We start from the raw sequence: 26,343 nt of genomic DNA, 5'->3' as shown, positions 1-26,343 counted from the left end.
ATAACATTAAAGTGATGGCGCAAACACATGAAAAATAAATACAGAAGGAAACACTATGGGCTCAGAACTCTCCAGACAATTAACCCAACGCTTTTTCCGCTATCTCGCCATCACCAGCCAGAGCGACCCGAAAGTCAAAACCCTGCCCTCCACCCCGGGCCAGCACGACATGGCGCGGGAGCTGGCGAAGGAGCTGAAAACGCTGGGGTTAGATGATATTGTGATAGATGAGTTCGCCACCGTTACCGCCGTGAAAAAAGGCAATGTTCCCGGCGCGCCGCGGATTGGTTTTATTACCCATATCGACACCGTCGACGTCGGTTTATCCCCGGATATTCATCCACAAATATTAACGTTTACGGGGGATGATCTCTGCCTGAATAAAGAGAAAGATATTTGGCTGCGCGTAAATGAGCACCCGGAAATTCTGGCTTATCCTGATGAGGAGATTATTTTCAGCGACGGAACCAGCGTATTAGGCGCAGATAATAAAGCGGCCGTCACCGTGGTCATGACGGTGCTGGAAAACCTCACCGCTGAACATAGGCATGGCGATATTGTGGTGGCGTTTGTACCCGATGAAGAGATTGGCCTGTGTGGCGCGAAAGCGCTGGATTTGAAGCGCTTCGACGTCGATTTTGCCTGGACCATCGACTGCTGCGAGCTGGGGGAGATTGTTTACGAGAACTTTAACGCGGCGGCGGCTGAAATTCGCTTTACCGGCGTCACGGCTCACCCGATGTCCGCCAAAGGGGTGCTGGTCAATCCGCTGCTGATGGCAACGGATTTCATCAGCCATTTCGATCGCCGGCAAACCCCGGAATGCACCGAGGGGCGCGAAGGTTATATCTGGTTTAACGGCATCCAGGCCGGGCAGAACGAAGCGATACTGAAAGCCAATATTCGTGATTTTGACAAAGATGGTTTCGCCGCCCGCAAGCAGCACATTGCCGATGTGGCGGCGCAAATAGCCGCGCAGCATCCCACGGCAAACGTGGAATACCGCATTGAGGATACCTACAGCAATATCAGCAATGCGATTGGCGAAGACCGCCGCGCGATCGACCTGATGTTCGAGGCGATGGAATCGCTCGGCATCACCCCAAAACCGATCCCCATGCGCGGTGGCACGGATGGAGCGGCCCTGTCAGCCAAAGGCCTGCTCACCCCGAACTTCTTCACCGGCGCCCATAACTTCCACTCGAAGTTTGAGTTTTTACCGCTGTCGTCGTTCGAGGCCTCCTGTCGCACGGCCCTGCAACTCTGTCTGCTGGCCGCGCGTTAAGCGGGCTTGCGTGCGAGCATGGTAGCGAAGCGCAGCTTGATACGGTTCCCGTTGGCATCGGTACGGTGGAGTTCCCCTACCTCTTCGTTGTACTTGATCAGCTCCCAGCCTTCGTAGTAGTTGCTCAGTTCACCGGTTTTGAAGGCAAACGGGAAGCCGACTGTGCACGGATAATCCTCCGTATCCATGGCAGCAACGATCAGGTTATAGCCGCCTGGTCTGGTGCAACGCTGCATATTGGCGTTAAGACCAGGGATGGTATTCGCTTCGAGGAACATCAACACGACGGTGGAAAGAATAAAGTCGTATTCGCCGTCAAAGGTCAGGTTGTTCAGATCCTTAATCGCCGTTTCCAGATTCGCGATCCCTTCCGCCGCCTTAATGCGCTCAATGTTATCGATGCTCATCGGGTTTTTATCCCACGCCGTCACGTCATAGCCGTTGGCAGCGAGGTAGAGGCTGTTGCGGCCATTTCCGCAACCCAGATCGAGCGTTTTACCGGGCTTAACAATGTCCGCGCTGAGCAGCACCTCTGAGTGCGTGCGGGTCAGCCCATATTTCTCAGTAAAGTAGTTTTCATCGACAGTCATTATTTTTCCTCAGATTGCATAAGCAGTGCCTTATCAGCGCGCACCAGAAGTTTGCCCTGCATCAGCAAGATAAAAGTACGGACCAGCAGCATCGCGATGATGACGTTGGTGAAAATAAACAGGGGAACCGCGAGGGCATGAAAGAGCCCTGACGGACTGCTCTGCCCCAGATGTAAACCGGTGGTCGCCAGCGCCGACACCCCGAACGAGAAGCTCCAGAACGACGCGTTGAACGGCTGCGACAGATACCACGGCATCAGACGCAGCATAAACAGGAGTTGCAACAGGCCATAGCCGAAAAGCATTTTGGCGAAGGTGTCCGCTTCGCCGCCGTTGACGCTAAACCAGGCGCTACAGGCCACCAGGGCAGGCGCAAGCTGGATCCCGAGCGAGGTACGAAGGGCAGCGGGCAGTTCGCCCGCGCTGCGCAGGCGTTGCAAAATGACCGGCTCCAGGCTCAGCCAGGAAAAGACCCCGGCACCAAGGAACACCAGCCCCGCGTCGTGGAAGCCTAGCGCACCGCAGGCCATCGCGCTGATAAAATTGTTCGCTACCGTCGGCAGATACAGTCCCGGCGTCGTGGCTTCTTCCGGATGCTTGCCGCGCCACAGCCCGGCGCTTTGCCAGGCGGCATACGCAAGCTGGATCACCACGCCCACGCTAAACAACCCCAGCGCCAGCGGGCGATACCACGGCACAAAGCCGATGGCCACCAGCAGCGTTGTGGCAGGAAACAGGCTGACAAAACTGCTCATTACCGGATGCCGCATCTCGGCCAGCACGCTATGTGGAAACCGTACCGCACGGGTAAGAAACGCCATGCTCAGAAGCAACCAGATCGCCACCGCCAGCGCCACCAGGATCTCGCCCGGCCAGCGCGTCACTGGCCAGATGGTGCTGGCATAACGCCAGGCGAACCCCATGCCTATGGTTCCCAGGACCATACCGAAATACCCGGCGGGCAAGTTAAGAACGCGTTGGTTTTGGTTATGCATTTTTTTTAAAGTTTAAAATGTATTTTAAATGCCATTTTAAGGGGTTTCCTGAGCGGACGCCAGCACTTCGAAAAACCAAAACTTTGCTACGTTTATTGAAAGGCTTTTCAGGGATAACACGATGACAAAATATCGGCTTAGCAATGAAACGCGTCTCTGGCGCTGGCAGGACGGATCAACGCCGTGCACAACGCCTCTCAGACAAATTATTGCCGTGAAGGATTTTAACGATGTGACCCGCGGGACTAAAGGCGGTTGGGTTGAGGATGAACACGCGCTCGCCCAGGATGGGGATTGCTGGGTTTACGATGAAAACAGCGTGGTGTTTGCCGGGGCCAGGATATCCGGTAACGCCCGCCTCACCCAACCCTGCATCGTAAGCCACCGCGCACACGTTGGCGGCAACGGCTGGCTTGACGCGGCAGAGGTGAGTCACGGGGCGGTAATAAGTGACAACGTCACCATTCAGCACTCCACCGTACGCGGGGAATGCCGTATCGCGGGTGATGCGCGGGTGCTGCATAACAGCCTGGTGATTGCAGCCAAAGGGCTGACACCCGACCGTGAGCAGATCCTGCAAATCTATGACAGAGCCACGGTCAGCCAGTCGCGTATTGTGCATCAGGCGCAAATCTACGGCGATGCCATGGTGACCTGGGCCTTTGTTGAGCACCGCGCCGAGGTGTTCGATCGCGCCATTATTGAGGGCAACGCGCTGAATAACGTCTGGGTGTGCGACTGCGCCAAAGTGTACGGCAACGCCCGTCTGCTGGCCGGTCTGGAGGATGATGCCATCCCGACCGTGCGGTACAGTTCACAGGTCGCGGAAAACGCCCTCGTCGAAGGCAACTGCGTCATTAAACACCACGTATTAATAGGCGGCGAGGCGTGGTTACGCGGCGGGCCGATCCTGATTGATGACAAAGTGGTCATTCAGGGGCGGGCGCGTATCAGCGGCGATGTCCTGATTGAGCATCAGGTGGAAATAACGGACGATGCGGTTATCGAGGCGCTGGAGGGTGAAAGCATTCACGTCCGGGGAGCCAAAGTGATCAACGGCGACACGCGGATCACCCGGACGCCGCTGCTGGGGGCGCTATAGCGGGAAGATTCTGGCGTACAGGTTCACGTCATCGTAGCGACCGTTGAGCATTTCCGCTTCCCGCAAACAACCTTCCAGCGTGAAACCGTTGCGCTGCGCCACCCGGTTACTGCTCTGGTTATCCACGCGACACTTGATCACAAAACGGCGGATCTCGCCGCGCTCAACGTAATAGCGCATAAACGCCTGGAGCGCCTGAGAAAGAATACCCTGCCCCTGATGTGCTTCGTCAAGCCAGTAGCCGATATACCCGGCCTTATTCGCAGGCTCGATCGCGTTGAAGGAGAGCACGCCTATCAGCTCGTCATTCATAAAAATCAGGAACATTTTGGCGTAACCGCGCTGGTGCAACATCTGGTTGCTCTGCACGTTGCGGCGCGTGTCCTCTTCGCTGCCGACATGCTGCGCCCAGTCAAAGGCGGTTTGCAGCCAGGTTTTGTTTTTGATTACGAGGTTATGCAGATCGGTGGTATAGCGCTCTTCGACGGCGCGAAGCTCGATTTCCTGGTTAACGGGGATGATTTCTGAAGACATGGTGCCTCTTAATTGCCGGGTGGCGCTAACGCTTACCCGGCCTACAAATGCGTCCGGAGCAGGCCGGGTCGCCACCCGGCACAAACCCATAAGGACTAGCGCATGATCCGGTCGTCAACGTAGTTACGTTTGTCCGGCGCGGGCGGGAAGTACTGGTAAAGCCAGGTCTCGCTGATGGCATCGCCCTGACAGCGCAGGAACAGGCGCATATCCACCGGCTCGGTGGAGTCAGAGGTTGGATACCAGTCAAACAGAATGCGATACCCGTCGAACGGTTCGACATAGAGTATCTCCACCTGCTTCGCTTCACCGCTGGACAGGGTGATCACCGGCTCAATGCCCTTCGGTGCGGCGGCCTTCAGATCGCCCCCGACGAAATCAATGGCAAAGCGACGGGCCCACACTTTCGGGTAATTTTCACCCGGCGCCCAGCCCTCCGGGAAGCCTCCCATACCGGTACGGGTGGCGTAGACGTTTGCCAGCGGGGAACGCACCGGCGGCTGCGCGCTCCAGTAGAGACGGTATTTGAAGTCCAGCTCATCACCCGCCTGCACCGGTTTCTCTGGCTGCCAGAAGCAGACCACGTTATCGAGCGTCTCGCCGGTTGTCGGGATCTCCATCAGGGCAATGGAACCTTTCCCCCAGTTGTTGCGCGGCTCGACCCACAGGCTTGGTCGCTTGTTATACCAGCCCATGACGTCCTGGTAATGAGAGAAGTCACGGTCAAGCTGCAACAAACCAAAGCCCTTCGGGTTTTTATCCAGGTAGGCGTTAAATTGCAGCTTTTGCGGGTTGTTCAGCGGCCGGCAGATCCACTCCCCGTTACCGCGCCACATCGCCAGGCGGTCTGAATCGTGGATCTGCGGATGAATGGTGTCGCACATGCGGCGTTCGTTGTTGCCGCAGCTAAACATGCTGGTCATTGGCGAGATGCCGAGCTGCTTGATGTCTTTGCGCGCATAGAGATGGTTTTCGACGTCCATGATCACCTGGCTCTTCTCACAGTGGATCACAAACTTATAGGCACCGGTAATGCTCGGGCTGTCCAGCAGCGCATAGACGGTAAAGGTGGTATCACCCGGCTTCACGGTTTCAAACCAGAAGGAGGTGAAATCCGGGAACTCTTCCGGGGTGTCGGTAAAGGTATCCACCGCCAGACCACGCGCAGAGAGGCCGTACTGGTAGGTATCATCCACCGCGCGGAAGTAGCTCGCGCCCAGGAACGAAACGATATCGCGTCGCGCCAGCTCCGGCGCTTTAAAGACGCGGAATCCGGCGAAGCCGAGGTCGCTCTGCCCTTCAAGCTGGCGGGTATCCACGCCCGTATCGCCGTAGCTGAACAGCTCAGGCCGGAAGTGGATCTCACGCGCCTGAGAGGTGGTTTGATCCAGCGAGAACATGCGCACGCGGCGGCGGAACCCCATCCCCATATGGAAGAACTGGGCGTCCAGCTGACGGCCTTCAATGTTATTCCACAGCGACTGCTTCTCATCGTAACGGATGGCGTTGTACGCCTGCGGCGTCATGGTGGCCAGCGTTTCCGGCAGCGGACGCGGCGCACCGCCCCACGGGGTTTTAGCCAGATCGTGCGCCATGGATTGCAGAACAGAGAAGTCAAAGCGACGGCTCTGACCGTCGGCAATGTCGGAGTCAGCAGCATACGCCGCCTGGGAAAACAGAGAAGCAAGGCCAGAAGTGCCGCTCAGGGCAGCCATTGCCAGGGAACCTTTGAGAAAACGTCTGCGATTCATGCCTGAGAAAACGTCCTTATGGTCGTGTGAATGAGTTTCGCGCGCAGCGAAATGACGGCAAGAAAGAACGCACAGCCTAAACAAAAACGGTTAAGAATCCAATTGTTGGCGGGTGATTATCTGAACAAACCGAGAAATATTTTCTGTCGACCAGAACGGCCTGAAAAAGGGGTAAAGTTATGTATAAAAGAGTCCCGGCTGGACATCAACAGCCGGGACCAACGAGGCGGTTATTTTACGCTGACATCGATACCCGGGAAGTACTTATCAGCCAGTTTAGCGATCGTGCCATCGGCACGTACTTTATCAATTGCGGCATCAAGCTGCTTTTTGGTGGCCTCATCCCCCTTACGCAGCCCAAAGCCGATCCCACTGCCGAGGATGGTGTCGTCCGACACCGGTTTGCCGATAAAGCCAAACCCTTTACCCTGCGGCTTACTGAGGAAACCTGCCTGCCCGGCCGCTGACATGACCAGCGAGGCATCGATGCGGCCATTCAGCAGATCTCCCCAGGCCATATTCTGATCTTTATAAGACACCACGGTGACACCGTGCTTTTCCCAGTGCTCTTTGGCGTAAGTTTCCTGAATTGAACCCTGAAGAACGCCGATGGTTTTGCCCTTCAGCCCTTCGGGGGTAGCCTCTACCGCAGAACCGGCTTTGCCCACCAGCTGGGAGGGAATGCGATAGATGGGCTGGGTGAAATCAATGCTTTTGCGACGCTGTTCGGTGATGTTCATCGCCGAGTTTATGGCGTCGAACTTTTTCGCCACCAGACCGGGGATCAACGCATCAAACGAGGTTTCAACCCAGCTGCACTTCAGCGCGGCGGCTTTACAGATGGCATTTCCCAGCTCTACGTCAAACCCTTCCAGCTCCCCTGACGCATTGCGGCTTTCAAACGGCGGATATTCCGCTTCCAGCCCGTATCGCAACTCGGTAGCGGCAAACGACGAGAATGAACACAACAGTCCCATGCCGACAACTAACGCGCGTAATTTCATCTCAAATTCCTTAACGTGGTGTAACCCGACAAAGGGCCTGGGCACCTGCCCGTAACGTCGCCTCATCTTTCGCAAAAGAGAGACGGATTAACTTATTGTCCGTGCCATCGGCATAAAACGCCGACAGCGGAATGGTGGCAACCCCGTACTCGACAATCAGCCTTTTCACCATCTCGCTGTCGCGCTCGTCGCTAAAGCCGCTGTAATCCGCCAGCAGGAAGAACGAACCGGCACTCGGTAGCAGCCTGAACGGTGAGTCGGCGAGCAAACTTTGCAGCAGATCGCGCTTGCGCTGATAAAACGCCGCCAGCGACAGCCAGGTTTGCGGATCGGTCATGTGTTCGGCAAACGCGTACTGCATCGGCGTATCGGCCGAGAACATTAAAAATTGATGGACTTTACATATCTCATCCATCAGCTCCGCGGGCGCCACACAATAACCCACGCGCCAGCCGGTGACGTGATAGGTTTTTCCGAAAGAAGAAATAATCACGCTGCGCTCCGCCAGCTGCGGGTGCGTCGCCATTCCGTGGTGCGGTTCGCCATCAAAAACGACGTGCTCGTACACTTCGTCAGACAAAATGATGATGTCGGTGTGGCGCGTCAGCGCTGCCAGCTGGTGCAGATCGGCGGCTGAAAACACCTGCCCGCTCGGGTTGTGCGGCGTATTGACGATGATCATCCGCGTGCGCGGGGTAATAGCCGCCCGTACTTCATCCCAGTTCACGGCAAAATCCGGTACCGTCAGCTTAATGGCGATCGGCATCGCCCCTTGCAGACGCACAATCGGCGCATAGCTGTCAAAGGAAGGCTCGAAATAGATCACCTCATCCCCAGGATGAACCAGCCCGCTGATGGCTGAGTAAAGCCCTTCGCTGGCGCTGGCGGTCACCAGTACCTCACTCGCCGGGTCATAGCGCGTGCCATAGAGCGTGGCAATTTTGTCCGCAATGCGCTCCCTGAGCGGTTGCAGCCCGGTCATGGAGGCGTACTGGTTATGCCCTGCCTCCATGGCGCGGGTCACGCCGGTGATAAGTTTTGGGTCGCAGGAAAAATTCGGCGCACCCTGAGAAAGGTTGATGGCGTTATGCCGGGCTGAAAGCTGGCCGATAACGGTAAAAATGGTGGTTCCCACATCGGGCAATTTGGATCGTGTCTGCACCGGCGTTTTCAAAGTCATCCTCTGTCCCTTCTCGTGGTGAATGCATAACTATTCAAACAACAACTTCATTGCCGGGACAATCGAATTGTTGTCATAATAGCCATGACAAAAACGCATAGCTAAGGTGAGATATGTCGCGTCGATCATTTCCGCTCAATGCCGTAGAGACGTTCATCGTGACCGCGCGTCACCTGAATCTTACCCATGCCGCCAGGGAGCTTTGTCTGACGCAGGGGGCGGTAAGCCGCAAAATCGCTTCGCTGGAAAGCTGGTTCGGCTTCCCGCTGTTCGAGCGCCATGCGCGCGGCCTGCGTCTCTCATCTCAGGGAAGCGCCCTGCTGCCGGAGCTGCAATCTGCGTTTGAGCACCTGCTGAACGTTGCTGAACAGGCGCGAACGCACCAGACCGTTATTCGTCTGAAAGCGCCTACCTGCGCGATGCGCTGGCTGGTGCCGCGTCTGCTACAGGTGGAGCGCGAACAGCCGGAACTCCAGATTGCGCTGACCACCACCACCGATCATAACGTCAATTTCAAAACCGAATCCTGTGACGCGGCGATTGTGTTTGGGACGCACATGAGCGCCGGCGATCTGCTGTTCGAAGAGGCCTTAACCCCGGTGATGAGCCCGCTACGGGCCGGTTCTGCGCTGGAAACTCTCACCTTCCTTCACCCCACGCGGGACAAAACGGACTGGACGCTGTGGCTGGCGAAACAGCCGGGTCCGCCGCCAGCTATGCTCAAAAATCAACACTTCGAAACCATGGATCTGGCCATTACCGCCGCCATTCAGGGGCTGGGCATCGCCATCGCGGATGAAACGCTGGTGGAGGAGGACGTGCGCGCCGGACGGCTGATGCGGCCTTTTGACACAAGCATAAAGACGGGGGCGAGCTACCGGCTGGTATTACGCGACGCACCCGGCCCGGAAAACGGACTGGATGCGTTTCGCGCCTGTCTGCTCAGTCGAGGCTGACGTGGTGTTTCATCACCCGTTTGAAGAGGCTCATACGGGCACGCATGAAGCGGTTTTCAAGCCGAAAACCTGCATGTTTATTCACACCGATACGTAACAGCACGTCTCGCCCTTTCCGGCAGGCGGGCCAGCGCGTGGGCCCTGTCAGGCTATCGCGTGCCCCCGCATCCCGGGCGAAGCTCACCCAGTAGTCCGCCACCTGAGCGGCGAAGGCCAGATCGCGTTCATTTACATACTGCCGCGAGGGTTCAACCTGTCCAAGGGTATCGAACACGTAGGGCACTTCGTTGCCGTGCCAGGCGCCGTTGATGTACGTCGCGTGCTCCGCTTCGGCCACATAATCAAACCAGTATCGCCAGCACAGGCCGCCCGCCCGCTGCTGCGCCTGCATCACCACGTATCCCATAGTGGTGAAGGCCATGTCGCGGCATACCTGCCTGCCAAGTTCCTCATCGCCCTTCACGCCAGGATAAAGCAGCTTAATCAGCCCCAGGCCAAAGCGCCGCTCGCGGCGAAGCTTCTGGATCTGCCCGGCCAGATCGACCCCGAACACCGACATCACGCTGGCTTCGTCGCTGTTTGACCCAATCATCACCGGTACAGGATGCTGGCGGGCCGCGAAAAAGACGTCGAGCATGGCCTCAGGCAAAACGCAATCCCCCACGATGGGCGCAGGGGCGATATTCAGCGGCGAGGTCAGCGGCCAGAACGCCTCAGGCGGGATCGCGCGAAGCTGTTCCGCGGTGGCATTGTGCAGGCCGAAATGGGCGGCAATCGCTTCGCCTTTATGCATGGCCTGCCCGCGTGGGGTGTCGGGCAGCGTGTACCCGCTTTGCACAATGGCTTTATGGAACAGTCCTCGCGCAAGCGGAGAGGCCATCAGCGACAGCACGCTGCGCGCGCCGGCCGACTCGCCAAATACGGTGATGTTCTCAGGATCGCCGCCGAACGCGGCGATGTTATCGCGCACCCATTCCAGGGCCTGGATCTGATCGAGCAGCGCAAAGTTATGCACCACGCGCTCTTCTTCCCCCTCCAGCGCCGGATGGGCAAAAAAGCCGAGGTGTCCGAGACGGTAATTGATCGTCACCACCACCGTGCCGCGCTTCGCCAGCGCCCTGCCGTTATACGGAGGCAGCCCGCCAGCGCCGAGGGTAAATCCTCCGCCGTGAAGCCAGACCATCACCGGAAGCGGATCGGCGCGTGCGACTGGCGACCAGACGTTAAGGTACAGGCAGTCTTCAGAGAACTGGCCGGGATCGCCGCCGCCCAGCTCCTGACAGCTTTCGCTGCTCTGCCAGCTGGAGGCGGAGAACGCCGTCGCCGGACGTACGCCGTCCCAGCGCGCGGGGGGACGCGGGGAGCGCCAGCGCCACGGGCCAACAGGGGGTGCCGCATAGGGAATGCCGCACCACACGTGAGTATCGCCTTCAGTAAAACCAATCAGTGCGCCCTGGCGCGTTTCAACCACAGGGGCGGAGGGATTTTCCATACCAACCTTCTTTTTCCATCACACCCTTGCAGAGTAACGGTTTCAGAGCAAACCGCAACGCTGTTTGCTGCGCGCTTCCGCCTCCTCGTAAAGCGAAAACTCGTCGTACACCGCACAGCCGAGCGCGGCTTCGAAGGCATTGCGGCTGGCATTGCCGTGGCTGCGCGCCTGCGTTTCATTGCCAAGATTCGACTGGAAGATCCCCGCCGCACTGACGGGCAGAAAATCCTCGTAGGTGATGGGCTGTGCCACAACCCAGCCCCGTTCGATCAGCGGCTGCGGATCGTCGCCGGGACGAAATGCGTGGCGATGCGCCTCACCTGTCGGGGTCAGACGGTAGCGGAAATAAGCCAGCCGCTGACGGCGCAGGAACATTTCGCTGTCCGGGAAGGCGCTGAAGATCTCGCGCAGGTGAAGCTGGTGGGTCAGGTTGTCTTTGCCGGTCCCGGCCTGATTTAACAGACTGTCGTACAGCTCGCGCCCTTTCGGCGTAAGGGCCACGCCGCGCTGCTCAATCTCACCGAAACGCGCGGTATGGGTGCCCTTGTGTTCTCCCGCGAAAAGCACCGGCTCCTCCAGCGCCTTAAAGCTGGTCTGGCGCAGGAGGATCGGCACCTCGCGGCGCGGCGGGCCTTCAATCAGAATTTTCGGCTCAATGCCGTACTTCGGCATTAGCTCCTGCACCCGGTCGATATCCAGCGTGCGCGGCGTGAGATGGTTTATATGACACCCCGGGAAACAGACCACGTCGGCAATCAGGCGATGTTCGTTGCTCAGCGCCAGATAGGTTTCCTGATCGACCGTCGCATGGCGATGCCAGCGGAAGGTTTCCAGGGCTTCCTGCACAAATTCGCGCGCCTGTGCCTCAGTAAAGTGTCCCTGCGCATCATGCAGGTCGATCAGTTCCAGGCAGCGCGGCGTAAAGATGTTGCGCCGGGAGAGGATCTCCGCCGCCCTTTCGCGCAGCGCAACGTTTTCAATCAGCTCCAGGCGCAGCAACGAGGTAAAAATGCGAAACGGATTACGGCAGAGCGCTGCATCGTCTGTCGGACGAAACGCCGTCGAGTGGACGGGCACGCCCGCCTGGGAGAGATCGTAATAGCTGACCGGATACATGCCCATAATGGCGAAGATCCGGCGCAGGGTGGAAAGCTCCTGCGCGGTGCCAACGCGGATCGCACCGTGACGTTCAACATTCAGGCGCGCCAGTTCGTCTGCGTTTGCCAGTTGTTCATGTAAAAGTGGGTTATTTTCCAGAACCGCCAGGTTAACGTCCGCCACCAGTTCCAGCAAGGTGCCGTACTGCGGAACTTCCTGCTGGTACATCGCCGACATAGCCTGCGAAAAGTGTTCCCGAATATCATCAGCCGTGATGGTGTTCGCCATGATGTCATGCCTCCAGTGAATACTACCTGGAGTGTAGAGAAGCCCGTTCCTTTCGTTGGGAAGAATTTACGAATTGTGATCCAGGCAGACCAGTGGTCAAAGCGTGGGCATTTTCGAAAAACGGTTGTAACTCAAATAGATCAAATGTTAAAAATATTTTGCTATCAGGTTATCAAATTCAAACATCTTAACTTGTCACCCGCGTCGCTCTGTTTTTAACATCGCCTATGGAAAAAAATGGTCTGTTCAGTCAGCGCATACGCTTGCGCCATTTGCATACTTTTGTGGCCGTCGCTCAACAGGGAACGCTGGGGCGAGCGGCTGAAACCCTTAACCTCAGTCAGCCTGCACTATCCAAAACGCTGAACGAACTGGAACAGCTTACCGGAACCCGCCTGTTCGATCGCGGCCGTCTGGGCGCTCAGCTTACTCTCGTGGGTGAACAGTTCCTGACGCATGCCGTTAAAGTTCTCGATGCCCTCAATACCGCCGGTCAGGCGCTCAACCGTAAAGAGGAGTCGGCCAGCGACATCGTGCGCGTGGGCGCGCTGCCAACGGCGGCGCTGGGTATACTGCCTGCGGCGATCGGCCAGTTCCACCGTCAGCAAAAGCACGCCACGCTTCAGGTCGCGACCATGAATAATACCATGCTGCTGGCGGGCCTGAAGTCAGGCGAGCTGGATCTGGGCATTGGGCGGATGTCCGATCCGGAACTGATGAGCGGCCTGAATTACGAGCTGCTGTTCCTGGAATCGCTCAAGCTGGTCGTGCGTCCGAATCATCCCCTGTTGCAGGACACCGTGACCCTGAGCCGCGTGATGGAGTGGCCGGTGGTAGTCTCACCAAAAGGAACCGTTCCGCGTCAGAATGCGGAGGCGTTGCTGCAAATGCAGGGCTGCACGCTGCCTTCCGGGTGTATTGAAACGCTTTCGGCGTCGCTGTCGCGCCAGCTTACGGTGGATTACGACTACGTGTGGTTTGTGCCGTCCGGCGCGGTGAAGGACGATCTGCGACGCGGTGTGCTTACGGCGCTGCCGGTAACATCGCCCGGCGCGGGAGAACCGATTGGGATCCTGACGCGGGTAGATGCCCCGCTCTCTGAAGGCGCCCAAACGCTGTTAAGCGCCATTCGTAAATCAATGCCTCTCTGACCCTAAACGCAGAACCCGCCGCGAGGGCGGGTCTGTCTTACTCAGAACGTTTCCCAGTTATCACCTGAGACGGCCGCCGCCGGGGTTAAAGGCGCGGGTTTCGCTGCGGTTGCAGCGGCTGTAGTCCGTCCTGCGCGCGCCCCGTTGAGACGAAACGCGCCAACGGCCTCCGTCAGACGTGCGCCCTGCTCTTCCAGCGAGGCCGCCGCCGCAGAAGCTTCTTCCACCAGCGAGGCATTCTGCTGCGTCACCTTGTCCATCTCGGAAATCGCCTGGCTCACCTGAACAATGCCGCGGCTCTGCTCATCGGACGCCGCGGCAATCTCCAGCATAATATCGGTGACGCGTTTAACCGCCTCGACAATCTCATTCATGGTATTGCCCGCCGCAACCACTTCCCCGGAACCCTGATCGATAAGCGACACCGATTCATTAATCAGGCTTTCAATCTCTTTCGCCGCATTCGCGCTGCGGCTTGCCAGGGTGCGGACTTCACTCGCCACGACCGCAAAGCCGCGTCCCTGTTCACCCGCACGCGCCGCCTCGACCGCCGCGTTGAGCGCCAGAATATTGGTCTGGAACGCGATACTGTTAATCACAGCGGTAATTTCAGAGATCTTCTTCGAGCTGGTGGAAATATTACCCATGGTTTTCACCACGCCGGAGACCATCTGCCCCCCGCGGCTGGCCTTACCGGAGGCATCTTCTGCCAGTTTACTCGCATGATGCGCGTTATCGGCGTTCTGTTTCACCGTCGCGGTGAGCTGCTCCATGCTGGCCGCCGTCTGTTCAATCGCCGCCGCCTGCTGCTCGGTACGGGAAGAGAGATCGGTGTTACCCGCGGAGATCTCGCTGGTTCCACGGTAGATCTCCTCCGCCCCTTGCCGCACGGTGCCCACGGTTGTCACCAGCGCGTGCTGCATCGTTTGCAGATCGCGCGTCAGGCGGCCAATTTCGCTGCGTCCGGTCGGTTCGTCCGGCATGGTCAAATCGCCTTTTGCGATATTTTCGATACGCGTAGCGGCTCGCTGGAGCGGGTTTATCACCGTACGGCGCAGCACCACAAAGGTGATCACCGCCAGCGCCAGCGCCAGGCCAAACGCGCCGAACATAAACATCAGCCCCAGCCGGGTGCGGGTGTGAGCCTGTGCCGTCAGCGCGTTGGCGCGTTCGGTGCGGATTTTTATCGCCTTCAGCAGCACCGCGTTATAGGCATCGTCCAGCGGACGCGCGGTCTCATTTTCGTGGTTAATAATGGCTTCAAACATGCCATTTTTGGCATATTTCAGCATCGGCTGCATACCGGCGATGTAGGCGTCATAGCGGGCTTTCAGATCGCCATCCAGCGCTTCATCAGCCGGGGTACGAACGGTGCGCTTCATATAGGCGGCAAATCCATCCTGCGACTGCCTGATGCGGATCTCAGCCTCAGCGATGTTTTGTTTCATCGCCTCCATCTCCGCGATACGGCTCGCCGCCCCCGCGTGGATCATGTTGATACGGGCGGTGCGTAAATGGTTGGAACTGTTTGACAGACCGGTGCGCACCTGGATTTCTGCCGTGACATCCTGCTGATCGTTATCGGCCTGGAGCAGGAAATAGCCTGCCAGACCTGAGCTCAATGCAAACAGGAGAATAATGCCACCGAGAATGGAGGAAAACAGCGGAACCAGCCGGATGTGATGCAAGAAACTCAGCTTAGGCTGCGCCTGCATCGATGTTGTGTTGTCCATGACCGTCGACTCTCTTATAGGTAAGATGCGTAATAACACGCCTGTAAAAGAGTCATCGGCACGCCAGGGAATTAAATTACGTCTAAAAGCGCCGGACAGGTCACACTTTAGAGAAGATCAGGGAAGAAATGCCAGCGGAAAAAACCGCTGGCAGAATAATCAGTTGTCGCCGAAATGGATAACGGTGCGAATGGATTTTCCTTCGTGCATCAGATCGAAGGCTTCGTTGATCTGCTCCAGCGGCAGGCGGTGCGTAATGAACGGATCAAGCTGAATTTTACCGACCATCGCATCTTCAACCATGCCCGGCAGCTGAGTACGGCCTTTCACGCCGCCAAATGCTGACCCGCGCCATACGCGCCCTGTCACCAGCTGGAAGGGACGGGTTTTGATCTCCTGACCCGCGCCGGCCACACCGATAATGATGCTCTCGCCCCAACCTTTGTGGCAGCACTCCAGCGCTGAGCGCATTACGTTGACGTTGCCGATACATTCGAAGCTAAAGTCCACGCCGCCGTCGGTCAGCTCAACGATCACGTCCTGAACCGGTTTGTCGTAGTCTTTCGGGTTGATAAAGTCGGTCGCCCCCATCTCACCTGCGAGCTTAAATTTCTCCGGGTTGGTATCCACAGCAATGATACGCCCAGCTTTCGCCTGTACCGCGCCCTGGATAACCGCCAGACCGATCCCGCCCAGGCCGAACACCGCCACGGTGTCCCCCTCTTTCACTTTCGCCGTGTTATGCACCGCGCCGATACCGGTGGTGACACCGCAGCCGAGCAGACAGACTTTATCCAGCGGGGCCTGCGGATTCACTTTCGCCAGTGAGATCTCGGCGCACACCGTGTATTCGCTGAAGGTGCTGGTACCCATGTAGTGATAAATGGGCTCGCCGTTATAGGAGAAACGGGTGGTGCCGTCCGGCATAAGTCCTTTGCCCTGCGTGGCGCGCACGGCCTGGCAGAGGTTAGTTTTGCCGGATTTGCAGAACTTACACTCGCCGCACTCTGCGGTGTAGAGCGGGATCACATGGTCGCCGGGCTTCAGGCTGGTGACGCCTTCACCCACTTCCACCACCACACCGCCCCCTTCGTGGCCGAGCACCGCCGGGAATATGCCTTCCGGATCGTCACCGGACAGGGTAAACGCATCGGTATGGCAAACGCCGGTGTGGGTAATTTTGATCAGCACTTCGCCTTTCTTCGGCGGAGCAACATCAATTTCAACGATTTTCAGCGGCTGGCCTGGGCCGAACGCGACAGCTGCGCGAGATTTCATGATGTCTTTCCCTTGTTGTGAGGTGTGTGGGTTTATTTTAGATAAGAGCGCAGTAAATGGCCGACTTCCGCCATCCGCACTGCCCGCTGATCCGGGGTGGTCTCCCCCGTCACCAGCTCATCTTTGAGGTGAATTTCGACCATTTCCCCCATCAGACCATTGGCAGCGCCGCGCACGGCGGCAATTTGCTGCAAAATGGCGAGACAGGGATCGCCCGATTCCAGGGCGCGTTCAAGGGCATCAACCTGGCCCCGAATGCGGCGGACGCGGGTCAGAATACGTTTTTTATCTTCGGGTGAATGCGGCATACGCCCTCCTGATACTATAGGGGGGTATTGTATCTGTTAATACGATTTTATGTAAACATGAAGTTTAGTGTGGGTTTTAAGTAGAGCCGTAGGTAATGTGAAAAATCAGCGTCTGGAGTTAATATTGGTGACTCGCTGATATACCAGAAGTGGGCAATCAGGTGCGTCATGAGCGAAAAGTAGATTGGATAAATCCATGGCAGACATGCACTGCTCCTTTAAAATTAACGTGTTGGTTGTTCTTGTTATTAAGTGTAATGCAGGTGTGGTACAGATGAAGTCATACAACGTCATTCTCCCTTAAAAATCCTACTTTTAAAGACTTGTGCAAGCACACTACCCCCCACTAAAGAATGTAGGTGTCATAAGAATACGAAAAAGAATAGACTAATACATGTTGGATATATTTATCTTTGATAACATTTAGCCTGTAGTAAACAAAATAAGTCGGGTGCAGCATGTTCGGACAGAAAACATTGCTGAAACTGGTTCGGATCCGGTTTATCTAATAGAATTTCTATACACTTTGATAAATATTACTATCACAATTGGGTTTTACATATTGAATTCGGATCACAACGCTTCATCATTAAGGAATGACTAAGTATGAAAAAAATTGTTCTCGCCTCTTTGGTTTTATCTTTTTCGTTAACAGCTATCGCTAATCAATTAAGCATTGATGACCAAATTAATAATGCTTGTGCTAAGGCCTTAAGCGGTGACAAAGAACCTTTGGGTAACTTCCCACCAGATAGTTTTGCTGCAACAGTCAGTCCGAAAGTTAAAGAAGCTTACAACGAAGTTTTAAAATCTCGATCTTCTATTGTAAACGACCTGAGTTTACAGAATGCAACCAGTTGCGCCAACCTGGTTAGAGATAAACTGAAATCAAAAGGTGAGTACAAAGAAGAAAAATAATTGCCAGGGTGGAGAAACAGCATTTTTTGTGGAACTGAACGCTTTCTCTATCAGAGTTCGTTCTTAAAAAAACATCGACAAGATAGTTCCGCAGCTGTGTTTTCCACCTCTCGCTGGTCCCTCAATACCCTAACATCCCGTTGCCTGAAGGCACCCTCCGTAATGACAGCGCCCGCCTAAACAGCACAGACGAGGCTGACGATATTTACGCTTTCGTCTCGTCGTGACCAACCCTATTTAGCTCAAAATGTTAAAAATCCGCACTTATATGGCACAATGTGAACAGAAATAACATTCTCGTCACCTAACATATTCGCTACAAACAAAATGGTGGTGTTAATGATTGTACTAAAGAGCTTTTTATTCTTCGTTGGCGCAGCGGCCGCTTGCGCACTTATCGTACTGTGTCTTTGGGTTGATATGCGGTTTGTCGGCCATGATATTCCGGAATTATCACTGACCGAAATTATGCAGGAAACGGTATTAGCGACTATTGTCTTTCTCCATTTTCGTCTGGCGAAAATGGACGAATCCATGCGTTACTGTAATATTCTGGTGGGCGGATTTTTCCTGACAATGCTAATTCGTGAACTGGACGCGCTTTTTGATCTCATTTCTCATGGGAGTTGGGTGTGGTTCGCGCTGATTACCGCTCTGCTGGCGTTAATTCGCCCCGTTATGCATTTTCGCGCTACCCTGGAACAGCTGGCAAAATATACCCAATCCCCCTGGTACGGCATTCTGTTGAGCGGCCTGCTGGCTGTACTGGTCTTCTCCCGCCTCTTTGGAATGCAGGTGCTGTGGCACGACATCCTGGAGCATGGCTATATGCGTGTCGTGAAAAACGCCGTGGAGGAAGGTTCGGAATCCTTCGGCTATATGCTGTGCCTGGCCGCATCTCTTGGCTATTACGTTACCTTTCGCACTCACGCACGGCAGAAACAGTCTCTTCGCGCTACGTAGAGAACGATGGCGAGGGAAATATTTATCAACGACATTTTTTGGACGTTATGGTGGTCATGTAAGAAAGACATGTCCTAAAAAGGGGCAATCTGCCGTCGAATTCAGCGAATTCTCGCTCACTCCTGCAATCAGCGTCTATTCTTAGACTACCAACAAAAGGAGGCTGGAATGTCTGATTTCGACACTGATAAAAATGCACAGTACGCTGGCGATAAAGCCAAAAACAAACTTGATGAATTATCCGGCTCTGCGCAGCAGCAGTTTGGTGAATTCGTTGATTCCCCTAAACACCAGGTGAAAGGTGCAGCGAAAAAATATGCTGCCCAGGCCAGTGATGCCGTCTCGGATGTCACTGAAGCCGTCAGAAACAATCCCTTAACGGGCTTAATCGCTGCGGGTGCGGTAGGTATCGTTCTGGGACTTCTGCTGGGACGTAAATAATTTCAGGCCCTTCGGGGCCTTTCCTTTTCCCCTCTTTCCTGCTCTTTCCCCCCCTATTGTTGATAGTTTTCCTGACAAAAACACGATCCATGTGAAAAGTTGTACAATTTTAATGTACAGATTTGATCGAATAGTATAAATTCAATGCCACTGATGTTACAAAATTGTTTGTTAACGGTGGAAAATTATGCGTCGCAACCATGCTCCCTCTACAGCAGAAAGCGCTATCACCTTGTATTTTAACAAGGATAACGTCCCGACAAAGCAGGAAACCCTTGGTGCCATCGTCAGTGAGATCATCAAAGAAAATGTACAACTGAGCAGAATGACAATCTGTACAAAGCTGTTGCGCAGAATTGAAGAGTCAACGTCTGACGTTGAGAAAGCGCACTATAACGGTCTGATAGCCCTCTTCTTCGAGCGTTAACCTGAACACTGTTTTTTTAACTTACTAAGTTAGTCATGCTGAGTGAGAATAGAGCTCCTGAATGCGATGACTAACCCCATGCTACAGCCTGATGCGTGTAGCAGAGTGAGATTGAAGCTATGCATAGAACTAAATTTGAACGACTTAAGGATGACCTTATCGGTGAGGCCGTATTATCCATACTGAAAGAGAACGGACCTATTACCTTTGTGTCTCTTGCTAATCGCCTGCGGGCGATGGCTAACGTTGAATCAAATGATGAACGTAAAAATGCATTGATTGCCGCTGAAGATGAAGTGCGCCAGCGTGTAACCGGCGTCTCGCACGACCGGGGAAGAGTGATGGGCGATTATGAAATTGGGCGCATGCGCTCTCTCTTTACTCACAACACGCTTCTGACCCCAGACAAGAAACACTAATTTTAACCGAAACGGTGACCACCATGAGTAAAGCGATTATGCAGCAGACGTATAATTTTGAAGCCCTGCACGATAAAGAACTGGCGGAACATTTTCTTAATGCTGGAAAGCATCTCAGTGGTGAGGTTGAAGTGTTGGGCTCGGCAATACGCTGTATTATGCTGACCGGTGACAATCTCTCAAATAAAGAGATTATCCTGCAACTGATTCACGCCCTCGAAATTACCGAGGAGCCCGAAGCCTGCGATGTCATTCGAAACACGCTTGAAATTGTTGTCGGTTTTACGCGCGATGATATCTGATAACAGATTATTGCCCTGGTGAGTGACTGTTTTTGCTGGTGGTCGAAGAGTTAAGTCTGTCGTACCACCAGTATAGTGAAGCCATTAACTAAATAGCCGTACCATTCGATCCAGCTCATCTTCTTTAACCGCCCGGGAAAGATAATATCCCTGGAAGCGCTTAACCCCTAATGCGACAAGTTTTTCAAATTTTTCTTCGCTATCGACGCCTTCCGCAACGCATTCCCTTCCCGTCATGTCGCTGTATATCTGTATCGCTTTAATAATGCTATTGTCATTGTCGTTAGCAACAAAGTGCTCAACTATATCACGGTCAAGCTTCAGTCCATCAACATTAATCTGTCGGATGGGTAACATAGCGTAATTTCTGGAAAAGCAATCATCCAGAAACAGCCGGCATCCCTCGGCGCGTAAACGCTGGAGAGTGACAGGAATATTTGGATCCTTTGTTACATCAATGGTTTCAGCTAATTCGAAGACAAGTTTCCCGGCCCACTGAGGTTTCAGTAACATTTCAACGGCTTTTTTCGCCATTCCCGGCAGCGCGTTCCCGGCAGCCAGTTGAGGAGGAATATTAACCGAAAAATAATATTTTCCATTGTATCTGTTGATACCTGATACGGCCGCGTGAATGACTAACGCCGTCAGCTTGAGCCAAATTTCGCCATTTTTTATCCCATCCAGAAATTGGCCTGGTTTCAGGACCTGACCGTTTTTATGCCAGCGCAGCAGAATTTCAAAGCCTACTCCTTTTTTATCGCCATCGGTAATAATTTGATAAGCCGCAAAGATTTCCCGCTTATGTAACGCCTGCAATATATTTATTTCTGCTTCCGAAAACCCCTGCGCTTTGTTCTTTACTGCACAGACCTCATCCCTTAAGACACGTGCATCGCTAAACCACACTCTGATAAGATATAATTTACTCAACCCCACTTTCCGATGGGTATAAATGGTTTTATCTGACAACCCTAACCTCGCTGACTGCTCTTTTATCGAAATACCCCGATAAAAATTCAGCAATACGGTTAACTCACGTTTTGTTAAACCATGCAGGCTTTCCTTACCTTCCTTCTCAGGTCCTTCACGCAATAAACGTGACGAATCGGCATGCACATCAGAAATACTCTCTACACAATTCATTACCTCTGAAATATTCGCCACCCTGATCCTCGACAACGATTTGGTATTATTAACGAGACTTTTCAGCGTGGCATAAAGCCATCTCTCTGGTATTGCACCATACAGGGTCACGCTACAAATAACCGGCAGTGCATTCAGAACCGAGACCAACCGTTTCAGGCTTTCAAGAAAGGCAGTCACGTCGCGACCAAGAAAAACAGAAATATCAGGCTGTTGATTTTGCATCATTTTTTGCACATCACCTGAGCAAACTTCATCATCTTCAAAATGGAGCCGCGTGACGTTTACGCCACGAGACTTGAGAAGCAGGCTATACCCCTCGAAGGTGAAACCGCAGGCTGAAATAACGAATCGTTGCTTGTAGCAAGTACCTTGCATAAAAGGTAAGTTTTGAGACATAACCTGCTCCTGAGAATGCAAACATCATTCCCAAATGTGATTAAAGCCAATATTCTTTGTCGCATTGAATAATTTTACCGCACCCCATTTGGTTAATAAACCGTTATCAATGTTATGCACGGGAACATCTTTGCGTTAATCAACCCACTCATCCATATGCAGCATAAATATTACTTTCTTTTCATATAACGACAGTAAATATGCACTTCACAAGGTATAATGAAAATTCCGAAAAAGAAGACCGGACACTTCATCTTATCGGCCCAGACAAAAAGAGAAAATGCTATGGATAATCACATTTCATCCAGGGCTTTGCTACATCGAAGGGATGTTATTAAAAACAACCCGCGATTTGGTGAAGCTATAACAGAGCACTACAGAATCAATGATGCCATTTATAAAAAACAACCCTTGTTCTACAAAACGATGCTTCAGGAATCACGCTTCAACATAATACTGTCAATGTGTTGTTTTGTTTTTGGTAATCAGGCTGAGTCAGTTTCAGAGATAAAGGCACTGTGTACCCGCTATAATATCGCCAGTCCTAACAGTGTTATCGCGATCATCACCATACTTAAGACCACCGGGCGAATTAAGACCTGGCGCTGTACCGAAGATCGCCGAAAAACAAAAATCGCGCCAACGGAAAAAGGACTGGATGAGCTGAAACGCTATATGTCCGGGGCATTTACGCCTGTCAGCATTCTTTATCCGACATTCAACATTAATGTTAACCTTCTGGATAATGACATTTTGAGGCACAACTTTTTCCGGCGCGCCGCAGAGTACCTTTTCCGCGGATTAACATTCAGGAAAGTGCTTCCGGAGGTGGGTTTATTTATTGATAAGGATGGTGGCCGAATGATTATGCTCTATCTCTATTTGCAGGCCATTAAAAACAAAACAGCACACGGTGCCATAATAGCGTATTCAGCCAGCACACTGGCAAAAGAATTTTTCGTCTCGCGTATCCACGTCAACCGCATTATCAAATCGGCGCAGGAGGCAGGTTATCTTAAAGATCGCGGCGATGGCCGAATGTCAATTTACCCGGCCTTTATCGAGCTGGTCGAAAATTATGCCGGATTATATTTTGCGTATGTCACACATTACATCAACGTGGTACCAAAAGAACGACGCCATGCTGTCAACATGACGCCTACACTCTGATCTGACGGGCGTTCGGTTTGCTGAACGCCTTTTTTATCGCTCGCGCAGCGCCTCTTTTGCCTTATTCAATGGTTTCAGCAGATAATCAATGACGGATTTACTGCCGGTTTTGATATCAACCGTGGCTATCATGCCCGGGAACACCGGAAATTCCTTGCCCTGCCTGTTGGTCAGATGGTTACTGTCCGTACGGATATAAACGCGATAATAATAAACATCCCGTTTAACCTCGTCCTGAAGGGTATCCGGGGAAATCATCGTCACCTCCCCTTCCAGCCCGCCGTAGATGGAGTAATCATAGGCGGTGATTTTCACCAGCGCTTTTTGCCCGGGATGGATAAACGCAACATCGCGCGGCGAGATTTTCGCTTCTATCACCATCTGGTCATCAAGCGGTACCAGGCTCATCAGTTTGCCGTTCGGCGGGATCACCCCGCCCACCGTCGTCACGTCAATGTCCTTCACGATGCCACGCACCGGCGCATTAAACGTTAAGCGGGTGAGTGAATCTTCGCGTCCTTTCATGACCGAACGCTGCGCTTCCATTTCCGCGTTCGCTTTTGCCAGTTCTTCGCGGGCGCGAACGTAGTACTGGTTTTTCATTTCGGTGATTTTGCTCTCCAGCTCATTTTTTTGACGTTCAAGGCGTAAGACTTCGACCTTACTGGCTGCCCCCTGCGTCACCAGCGGGCGCGTTAATGCCAGTTCACGCTGCACGAGATCCGCTCCCTGGCGTAAACCCGCCAGCCCTTTTTCCAGGCTTTCGCGACGTGACTGATAAAGCGCCGTTTCCTGTTTGACCAACTCAACGTCGTCATCCAGCTCTGCCGGGAATGTCAGCCCGGTGTCGTTCACCTCAGCATTCAGACGCGCGGCCGTCGCCATCGCAGCGTTTAATCGAGACTCGCTCTCCAGCACGCTGGACTCGGTTTTCGTCCGGTCCAGTTGGGCAAGCTGTTGACCACGCTCGACGATATCGCCCTCGCGCACCATCAGACTGTGAATAATCCCTCCTTCAAGGGACTGGATCACCTGCTCGTGGGAGGACGGGATCACCTTGCCGCTACCCGTCGTGACCTCATCCAGCTGGAACAGGCTGGCCCAGGTTATAAAGACCACCAGCAGGGCAAACAGCGACCATGCCACCAGCGACGAACGCGGCAGGCGGGGCTCCTTCAGCCGGCTGTTAAAGCGGGAGAAATCATTCATGCCACGCCCTCCGTTTTCAGTTTAACCGTGCGCTGCGGCGCCTGCTGCGGTGCCATTCCGTGCTGGCGTAAAATGGCATCACGAGGGCCATCCATCACCACTTTGCCGTTTTCCAGGACGATGATGCGGTCAACCAGGTCCAGAATCGGCAGACGATGCGTCGCCACCACCAGCGTCCGGCGCTTACCGAGCCACTGATGCAGATGCTGGATAAACTGCTTCTCGCTGACCTCATCCAGCCAGGCGGTGGGTTCATCCAGCAGCAGAATATTCGGCGAGGTGATCAACGCGCGCGCCAGCAGCAGCGCCTGACGTTGCCCGCCGGAAAGCCCCGTTCCGCCCTCATTGATGATGGTGTTCAGCCCCATTTTCTGCTTGCGCACAAACTCCAGCGCGCCGCTGTTGACCAGCGCCTGATGGATTTCCTCGTCTGTCGCCAGCGGATTACCCATCAGGATGTTGTCGCGTACGGAGCCGAAGAACAGCCGCGCCTGCTGGCTGAGCAACTGCATGTCGCGGCGCACGTCGGCCGGGTCAAGATGATTGAGAGCAATATCGTCCAGCAAAATGCTGCCCTGCTGTGGCTCCTGCATTCCCGCCAGCAGATGCAGCAAGGTGCTTTTCCCCGAACCATTCCGCCCGAGCACCGCCACGCGCTCCCCTGCGCGAATGCGCAGTTTGCTGATATTCAGCACGGTAAGCTTCTCTTCTTCATCGTAATAAAACCCGACGTCGTCCAGCCGATAATCACCGCGCAGATGGGCTTTATGCACTTTTTTGCCGTGCTGGGGATCGTCAATCGGGCGCTGCATCAGGTCATCCAGTCCCTTGCGGGCCACCTTTGCCGACTGCCAGCGGGAGAGCACGCCGGAAATCTGCGACAGGGGCGCAATGGTCCGGGACGCCAGAATCGAGGTGCCCACCAGCGCACCGGTGGTCATGTCGCCGCTGATAACCAGATAACACCCCACCAGCAGCACCACGGCGTAGACGATAGACTGCACCTCCTGAGTCCATGTCAGCAGCAGCCCCGTCAGCCAGCGCTGCTTCATGCCGACGCTCGCGGCAACGTCATTGGTGTTATTCCACTGGTTCTGGAACCTCTGCTCGGCGCGCATTAGCTTGATGTCCTCAAGCCCCTGCACCGCTTCCACCAGCGTGGCGTTACGAATCGCCGATTCACGCATCCCTTCGCTGGAGAGTTTTCCCAGCGGGCGCTGCACCAGCAGGCCGGGAATGAGCAGCAGCGGTACGGCCAGCAGCACCACCAGCACCAGCGGGCCGCCAATCATCCACAGAATGAAGACGAACAGCAGGAAGAACGGCAGATCGGAGATAGCGGCAATGGTGGTGGAAGTGATCAGCTCCCGCACCGACTCCAGCTCGCGGATCTGGGCGATAAACGACCCGGTCGATTTCGACCGTGCGCCGTTTTTAATCCTCAGGGCGTGGGCAAACACGCGCTCGGAAATACGCAGGTCGGCGCGTTTCCCTACCACGTCCGAAATATGCACCCGCAGCATGCGCATGATGAATTCAAACACGATGGCGATCATCACACCGCCAAACAGCACCCACAGCGTGGCCTCCGACTGGGACGGCACCACCCTGTCATACACCTGCATGGAAAAGACCATGCCGGAGAGCGCCAGCACGTTGGCGACCAGCGCCACCAGCATTATGTCGCTGTAACGACGCCAGTCTTTCAGCGCCAGCTGCCAGAACCAGTTTTTCTCATAGGGTTTGATGTAATCATCCACGCGCGCATCCGGCGTGGACTCCAGGGGACGCAGCACCATCAGCCCCTTTAACCGCGAACCGAGTTCGTCGCGCGTCAGCGTCGTCTCCAGGCCCCCGTCGCCGCTAAACTGCACGCTGACGTTCCCTTCGTTGTCCATACGGTTGATGACCGCAATTTGCCCGCCGGAGAACTCCGCCAGCAGCGGTAAACGCCACGGATCGAGCGCTACGGCTCCCGCCGCCACCCAACGCATCCCCAGCCCAAGCTGGCGCGCCATCTCCTCCAGCACCAGCTGGCGTGGAGACTGGCTTTCATGGTTAATCGTGACCCGAACATGCTCCGCCGAAAAATCCAGCCGATAATATTTCGCGATGATGAGCATGCCCTGCAACCAGGGTTCGTACTGTGGATGTGTCTTCATAATGCTACGTCCTGTTCAGGGCGATGATTTCGCACTGAAATGATA

The 26,343-nt window shown here is 54.5% G+C and carries 25 protein-coding genes; 11 read left to right on the top strand and 14 right to left on the bottom strand.

The features are described 5' to 3' along the window. Positions 1-55: 55 nt before the first annotated feature. Complete coding sequence (pepT, locus tag ACQG0T_RS11285) at positions 56-1,285, top strand: peptidase T (RefSeq protein ID WP_163294331.1); 1,230 nt, start codon at positions 56-58, stop codon at positions 1,283-1,285. Here pepT and tehB read toward each other — a convergent pair. Both tehB and tehA read right to left on the bottom strand, forming a co-directional pair. Next, the gene (gene tehB, locus ACQG0T_RS11280) at positions 1,282-1,875 is read right to left on the bottom strand and encodes a tellurite resistance methyltransferase TehB (RefSeq protein ID WP_271040803.1); all 594 of its coding nucleotides are present in this window, start codon (positions 1,873-1,875) and stop codon (positions 1,282-1,284) included. The two genes, pepT and tehB, sit on opposite strands and share 4 nt — an antisense overlap. Beyond that, entirely contained in the window at positions 1,875-2,870 is a 996-nt protein-coding gene (gene tehA / locus ACQG0T_RS11275; RefSeq protein WP_163294333.1) for a dicarboxylate transporter/tellurite-resistance protein TehA, read from the bottom strand. The genes tehB and tehA overlap by 1 nt, the downstream gene beginning before the upstream one ends. Before the next feature lie 121 nt (positions 2,871-2,991). Between tehA and ydcK the strand changes: the two genes are divergently transcribed. Then, complete coding sequence (gene ydcK, locus ACQG0T_RS11270; protein WP_110292239.1) at positions 2,992-3,972, top strand: YdcK family protein; 981 nt, start codon at positions 2,992-2,994, stop codon at positions 3,970-3,972. Here ydcK and rimL read toward each other — a convergent pair. From rimL to ACQG0T_RS11250, 4 genes are all read right to left on the bottom strand, one after another. Then, on the bottom strand, positions 3,967-4,506 hold the full coding sequence (gene rimL / locus ACQG0T_RS11265) for a 50S ribosomal protein L7/L12-serine acetyltransferase (protein WP_017384000.1): 540 nt from the start codon (positions 4,504-4,506) through the stop codon (positions 3,967-3,969). The genes ydcK and rimL overlap by 6 nt on opposite strands. 95 nt (positions 4,507-4,601) lie before the next feature. Then, positions 4,602-6,257 carry a glucan biosynthesis protein D gene (locus tag ACQG0T_RS11260; protein ID WP_015570558.1) on the bottom strand — a complete coding sequence of 552 codons (1,656 nt, stop codon included), beginning with the start codon at positions 6,255-6,257 and terminating at the stop codon, positions 4,602-4,604. Between the two features lie 230 nt (positions 6,258-6,487). Next, positions 6,488-7,261, bottom strand: a complete 774-nt coding sequence (locus ACQG0T_RS11255) for an ABC transporter substrate-binding protein (protein ID WP_003857237.1) — start codon at positions 7,259-7,261, stop codon at positions 6,488-6,490. A gap of 10 nt (positions 7,262-7,271) precedes the next feature. Further along, positions 7,272-8,441 (bottom strand): pyridoxal phosphate-dependent aminotransferase, encoded by a 1,170-nt coding sequence (locus ACQG0T_RS11250; RefSeq protein ID WP_058686397.1) that lies wholly within the window; start codon positions 8,439-8,441, stop codon positions 7,272-7,274. A 113-nt stretch (positions 8,442-8,554) separates the two neighbouring features. On the opposite strand from ACQG0T_RS11250, the gene ACQG0T_RS11245 reads away from it, so the two are divergent. Then, positions 8,555-9,397: a LysR family transcriptional regulator gene (locus ACQG0T_RS11245; protein WP_017384003.1), complete on the top strand. Its 843-nt coding sequence runs from the start codon at positions 8,555-8,557 to the stop codon at positions 9,395-9,397. Here the strand turns inward: ACQG0T_RS11245 and ACQG0T_RS11240 are convergent. After that, entirely contained in the window at positions 9,384-10,889 is a 1,506-nt protein-coding gene (locus ACQG0T_RS11240; protein ID WP_252051029.1) for a carboxylesterase/lipase family protein, read from the bottom strand. The two genes, ACQG0T_RS11245 and ACQG0T_RS11240, sit on opposite strands and share 14 nt — an antisense overlap. Positions 10,890-10,931: 42 nt before the next feature. Then, entirely contained in the window at positions 10,932-12,275 is a 1,344-nt protein-coding gene (gene hglS, locus ACQG0T_RS11235) for a 2-oxoadipate dioxygenase/decarboxylase HglS (RefSeq protein ID WP_017384005.1), read from the bottom strand. A gap of 227 nt (positions 12,276-12,502) precedes the next feature. Between hglS and ACQG0T_RS11230 the strand changes: the two genes are divergently transcribed. Further along, a complete protein-coding gene (locus ACQG0T_RS11230) occupies positions 12,503-13,426 on the top strand; it encodes a LysR substrate-binding domain-containing protein (RefSeq protein ID WP_015570563.1) in 924 nt (307 codons plus the stop codon). Positions 13,427-13,467: 41 nt separating this feature from the next. Here the strand turns inward: ACQG0T_RS11230 and ACQG0T_RS11225 are convergent, their stop codons facing one another. The 3 genes from ACQG0T_RS11225 to ACQG0T_RS11215 all read right to left on the bottom strand — a co-directional run bounded on the left by ACQG0T_RS11225 (position 13,468) and on the right by ACQG0T_RS11215 (position 16,745). Next, a complete protein-coding gene (locus ACQG0T_RS11225) occupies positions 13,468-15,159 on the bottom strand; it encodes a methyl-accepting chemotaxis protein (protein WP_040117625.1) in 1,692 nt (563 codons plus the stop codon). A gap of 159 nt (positions 15,160-15,318) precedes the next feature. Then, a complete protein-coding gene (locus ACQG0T_RS11220) occupies positions 15,319-16,437 on the bottom strand; it encodes an S-(hydroxymethyl)glutathione dehydrogenase/class III alcohol dehydrogenase (protein WP_047741297.1) in 1,119 nt (372 codons plus the stop codon). A gap of 32 nt (positions 16,438-16,469) precedes the next feature. Beyond that, a complete protein-coding gene (locus ACQG0T_RS11215; protein WP_003857256.1) occupies positions 16,470-16,745 on the bottom strand; it encodes a metal/formaldehyde-sensitive transcriptional repressor in 276 nt (91 codons plus the stop codon). 606 nt (positions 16,746-17,351) lie between these two features. Between ACQG0T_RS11215 and ACQG0T_RS11210 the strand changes: the two genes are divergently transcribed. The 6 genes from ACQG0T_RS11210 to ACQG0T_RS11185 all read left to right on the top strand — a co-directional run bounded on the left by ACQG0T_RS11210 (position 17,352) and on the right by ACQG0T_RS11185 (position 20,215). After that, positions 17,352-17,663 (top strand): hypothetical protein, encoded by a 312-nt coding sequence (locus ACQG0T_RS11210; protein ID WP_109963051.1) that lies wholly within the window; start codon positions 17,352-17,354, stop codon positions 17,661-17,663. Between the two features lie 339 nt (positions 17,664-18,002). Beyond that, entirely contained in the window at positions 18,003-18,626 is a 624-nt protein-coding gene (locus tag ACQG0T_RS11205; RefSeq protein WP_252051028.1) for a transporter, read from the top strand. 168 nt (positions 18,627-18,794) lie between these two features. Further along, the gene (locus ACQG0T_RS11200; protein WP_003857263.1) at positions 18,795-19,067 is read left to right on the top strand and encodes a DUF883 family protein; all 273 of its coding nucleotides are present in this window, start codon (positions 18,795-18,797) and stop codon (positions 19,065-19,067) included. Positions 19,068-19,254: 187 nt separating this feature from the next. After that, on the top strand, positions 19,255-19,494 hold the full coding sequence (gene ycgZ / locus ACQG0T_RS11195) for a regulatory protein YcgZ (protein ID WP_252051027.1): 240 nt from the start codon (positions 19,255-19,257) through the stop codon (positions 19,492-19,494). A gap of 119 nt (positions 19,495-19,613) precedes the next feature. After that, positions 19,614-19,913: a hypothetical protein gene (locus ACQG0T_RS11190; protein ID WP_017693452.1), complete on the top strand. Its 300-nt coding sequence runs from the start codon at positions 19,614-19,616 to the stop codon at positions 19,911-19,913. 23 nt (positions 19,914-19,936) lie between these two features. After that, entirely contained in the window at positions 19,937-20,215 is a 279-nt protein-coding gene (locus ACQG0T_RS11185) for a biofilm development regulator YmgB/AriR family protein (RefSeq protein ID WP_017384011.1), read from the top strand. Positions 20,216-20,299: 84 nt separating this feature from the next. Here the strand turns inward: ACQG0T_RS11185 and ACQG0T_RS11180 are convergent, their stop codons facing one another. Beyond that, positions 20,300-21,757, bottom strand: a complete 1,458-nt coding sequence (locus tag ACQG0T_RS11180) for an EAL domain-containing protein (protein ID WP_045911721.1) — start codon at positions 21,755-21,757, stop codon at positions 20,300-20,302. A gap of 285 nt (positions 21,758-22,042) precedes the next feature. On the opposite strand from ACQG0T_RS11180, the gene ACQG0T_RS11175 reads away from it, so the two are divergent. Then, a complete protein-coding gene (locus tag ACQG0T_RS11175) occupies positions 22,043-22,927 on the top strand; it encodes a hypothetical protein (RefSeq protein ID WP_023296585.1) in 885 nt (294 codons plus the stop codon). A gap of 33 nt (positions 22,928-22,960) precedes the next feature. Here ACQG0T_RS11175 and ACQG0T_RS11170 read toward each other — a convergent pair whose 3' ends face one another. Then, positions 22,961-24,136, bottom strand: a complete 1,176-nt coding sequence (locus ACQG0T_RS11170; RefSeq protein ID WP_032104109.1) for an HlyD family type I secretion periplasmic adaptor subunit — start codon at positions 24,134-24,136, stop codon at positions 22,961-22,963. Further along, positions 24,133-26,298 carry a type I secretion system permease/ATPase gene (locus ACQG0T_RS11165; protein ID WP_193042187.1) on the bottom strand — a complete coding sequence of 722 codons (2,166 nt, stop codon included), beginning with the start codon at positions 26,296-26,298 and terminating at the stop codon, positions 24,133-24,135. Before ACQG0T_RS11165 ends, ACQG0T_RS11170 begins: the two co-directional genes overlap by 4 nt. Between the last annotated feature and the right edge of the window lie 45 nt (positions 26,299-26,343).

Origin of the sequence: Enterobacter cloacae complex sp. 302F9, assembly GCF_050030335.1 — a bacterium.
Classification (GTDB): Bacteria; Pseudomonadota; Gammaproteobacteria; order Enterobacterales; family Enterobacteriaceae; genus Enterobacter; species Enterobacter hormaechei_C.
The sequence above is the reverse complement of the archived record's forward strand: the minus strand, read 5'-3'. Positions and strand labels throughout refer to the sequence as shown.

Bases quoted from the DNA above. Each gene is read 5' to 3' on its own strand.
- pepT (WP_163294331.1), top strand. From the start codon at position 56: ATGGGCTCAGAACTCTCCAGACAATTAACCCAACGCTTTTTCCGCTAT.
- tehB (WP_271040803.1), bottom strand. From the start codon at position 1,875: ATGACTGTCGATGAAAACTACTTTACTGAGAAATATGGGCTGACCCGC.
- tehA (WP_163294333.1), bottom strand. From the start codon at position 2,870: ATGCATAACCAAAACCAACGCGTTCTTAACTTGCCCGCCGGGTATTTC.
- ydcK (WP_110292239.1), top strand. From the start codon at position 2,992: ATGACAAAATATCGGCTTAGCAATGAAACGCGTCTCTGGCGCTGGCAG.
- rimL (WP_017384000.1), bottom strand. From the start codon at position 4,506: ATGTCTTCAGAAATCATCCCCGTTAACCAGGAAATCGAGCTTCGCGCC.
- ACQG0T_RS11260 (WP_015570558.1), bottom strand. From the start codon at position 6,257: ATGAATCGCAGACGTTTTCTCAAAGGTTCCCTGGCAATGGCTGCCCTG.
- ACQG0T_RS11255 (WP_003857237.1), bottom strand. From the start codon at position 7,261: ATGAAATTACGCGCGTTAGTTGTCGGCATGGGACTGTTGTGTTCATTC.
- ACQG0T_RS11250 (WP_058686397.1), bottom strand. From the start codon at position 8,441: ATGACTTTGAAAACGCCGGTGCAGACACGATCCAAATTGCCCGATGTG.
- ACQG0T_RS11245 (WP_017384003.1), top strand. From the start codon at position 8,555: ATGTCGCGTCGATCATTTCCGCTCAATGCCGTAGAGACGTTCATCGTG.
- ACQG0T_RS11240 (WP_252051029.1), bottom strand. From the start codon at position 10,889: ATGGAAAATCCCTCCGCCCCTGTGGTTGAAACGCGCCAGGGCGCACTG.
- hglS (WP_017384005.1), bottom strand. From the start codon at position 12,275: ATGGCGAACACCATCACGGCTGATGATATTCGGGAACACTTTTCGCAG.
- ACQG0T_RS11230 (WP_015570563.1), top strand. From the start codon at position 12,503: ATGGAAAAAAATGGTCTGTTCAGTCAGCGCATACGCTTGCGCCATTTG.
- ACQG0T_RS11225 (WP_040117625.1), bottom strand. From the start codon at position 15,159: ATGGACAACACAACATCGATGCAGGCGCAGCCTAAGCTGAGTTTCTTG.
- ACQG0T_RS11220 (WP_047741297.1), bottom strand. From the start codon at position 16,437: ATGAAATCTCGCGCAGCTGTCGCGTTCGGCCCAGGCCAGCCGCTGAAA.
- ACQG0T_RS11215 (WP_003857256.1), bottom strand. From the start codon at position 16,745: ATGCCGCATTCACCCGAAGATAAAAAACGTATTCTGACCCGCGTCCGC.
- ACQG0T_RS11210 (WP_109963051.1), top strand. From the start codon at position 17,352: ATGAAAAAAATTGTTCTCGCCTCTTTGGTTTTATCTTTTTCGTTAACA.
- ACQG0T_RS11205 (WP_252051028.1), top strand. From the start codon at position 18,003: ATGATTGTACTAAAGAGCTTTTTATTCTTCGTTGGCGCAGCGGCCGCT.
- ACQG0T_RS11200 (WP_003857263.1), top strand. From the start codon at position 18,795: ATGTCTGATTTCGACACTGATAAAAATGCACAGTACGCTGGCGATAAA.
- ycgZ (WP_252051027.1), top strand. From the start codon at position 19,255: ATGCGTCGCAACCATGCTCCCTCTACAGCAGAAAGCGCTATCACCTTG.
- ACQG0T_RS11190 (WP_017693452.1), top strand. From the start codon at position 19,614: ATGCATAGAACTAAATTTGAACGACTTAAGGATGACCTTATCGGTGAG.
- ACQG0T_RS11185 (WP_017384011.1), top strand. From the start codon at position 19,937: ATGAGTAAAGCGATTATGCAGCAGACGTATAATTTTGAAGCCCTGCAC.
- ACQG0T_RS11180 (WP_045911721.1), bottom strand. From the start codon at position 21,757: ATGTCTCAAAACTTACCTTTTATGCAAGGTACTTGCTACAAGCAACGA.
- ACQG0T_RS11175 (WP_023296585.1), top strand. From the start codon at position 22,043: ATGGATAATCACATTTCATCCAGGGCTTTGCTACATCGAAGGGATGTT.
- ACQG0T_RS11170 (WP_032104109.1), bottom strand. From the start codon at position 24,136: ATGAATGATTTCTCCCGCTTTAACAGCCGGCTGAAGGAGCCCCGCCTG.
- ACQG0T_RS11165 (WP_193042187.1), bottom strand. From the start codon at position 26,298: ATGAAGACACATCCACAGTACGAACCCTGGTTGCAGGGCATGCTCATC.